Source organism: Mesorhizobium sp. LEGMi-168a, assembly GCF_058312955.1.
Map to the genome: position 1 here is coordinate 1 of NZ_JBZEGV010000109.1, position 1293 is coordinate 1293.

Consider the following 1293-nt stretch of genomic DNA (forward strand, 5'->3'; position numbering starts at 1 on the left):
TCGATCACCTTCGAGCGCGCCTCGGCGCAGATTTTCCAGACCGTCGCCACCAAGCGCACGCGCGGCCCGAGCGGCTTGCCGCCAACGCGTGCGGATTTGTACCGGTAACGTCGGGGACCCTCGTTTCCGCTGTCCTCACTCCGCGATACCGAGCGAGGCAAGATAGGCCGCGGAAGCCGGTATCTTGGCCTTGTCCTTGATCTCGATGATCAGGCGCGGATTGCTTTCGAGTTTGGCAAGCGCGGCAAAGACCGCTCTCCATCGGATCGCGCCCTCACCCAGGCTCCAGTGGCGGTCGGCGTAGCCGTCACCGTCCTGCAAGTGGACGTGCTGCAGGCGATTGCCCGCGGCGTGTACATAGTAATCAACCGGTGGAGCGCCGGTCGAACCGTGGGCATAATAGGCATGGCCGGTGTCGAGCGAGACGGCAACGGCAGCGGAACCGAAGCTGTCGGCCAACCCCACGCGGATATACGGATCCTTGTCCTCGATATTCTCGATGACGATGGTGCAGCCGATGTCCTCGGCCCGCTTGACGGCATCGCGCAGCGTCAGATGGCAGCACTCGATTATTTTTTCGCGGTCGCTGGGGTTGTTGTCGAGATTGTTGTAGGACCAGGTTGTGTAGGGGCTGTGGACAACCATCTGCGTCGCGCCGATGGCGGCGCAGACTTCGATTCCCTGGATGTGACGTCTGCTCACGACATCGCGGACTTCAGGGTCCTTCGACGCAATGGTCAAGCCCCAGAAAGGTCCGTGAATCCCGAGCCGTCCACGGTGTCCGTCGAGAAGCTTTCTGGCGCGGGCGGCGAGCGGTGTCCAGTCGCCATTGAGAACTCTCGCATCGACGAAGCTCTGCAGTTCCAGATCGCGCTGCCTTTCGAATAGCCAGTCGCGGTGGATTTCGACGTCGTCCAGTGTCATGGCGGCGCCAAGAACGGGCAAGGAAGTCATCGGGGCTCCGGTAGGTGAGATTTGAAGGTATTGGACAACATGGCAGATCGTGCGGTTCTATGACGCCGTTTTCTGTCATGCGTATTACACGCAGTGCCAAGCCCGCGGCGTCAAGATCATGGCGCCGTCACGCGACATAACGGGACAGGTCGCAATTCCGGACGGAAACCTTTTGCATGTCGGTTGCCCCAGAACCGCTGCGCACTTCCGGGCGACATGCACTACGCAAAGCGCATCGGCGCGCCGATCTCGACGCGCGCCGGACTGTCCACGGTGCAGTAGACGCCGATATTGTGGGCGTTGTAGCGGACGAGGTTGCGCAGGATGCCGGGATCGTTG

Annotated in this window: 1 protein-coding gene and 1 pseudogene; both read right to left on the reverse strand. The window is 61.5% G+C overall.

What is annotated here, in order from left to right; all coding sequences use genetic code 11:
* Positions 1-135: 135 nt before the first annotated feature.
* The gene (locus AC4FWB_RS34225) at positions 136-954 is read right to left on the reverse strand and encodes a sugar phosphate isomerase/epimerase family protein (protein WP_491030618.1); all 819 of its coding nucleotides are present in this window, start codon (positions 952-954) and stop codon (positions 136-138) included.
* 221 nt (positions 955-1175) lie between these two features.
* A pseudogene (locus AC4FWB_RS34230) lies at positions 1176-1293 on the reverse strand (MOSC domain-containing protein); the annotation flags it as partial.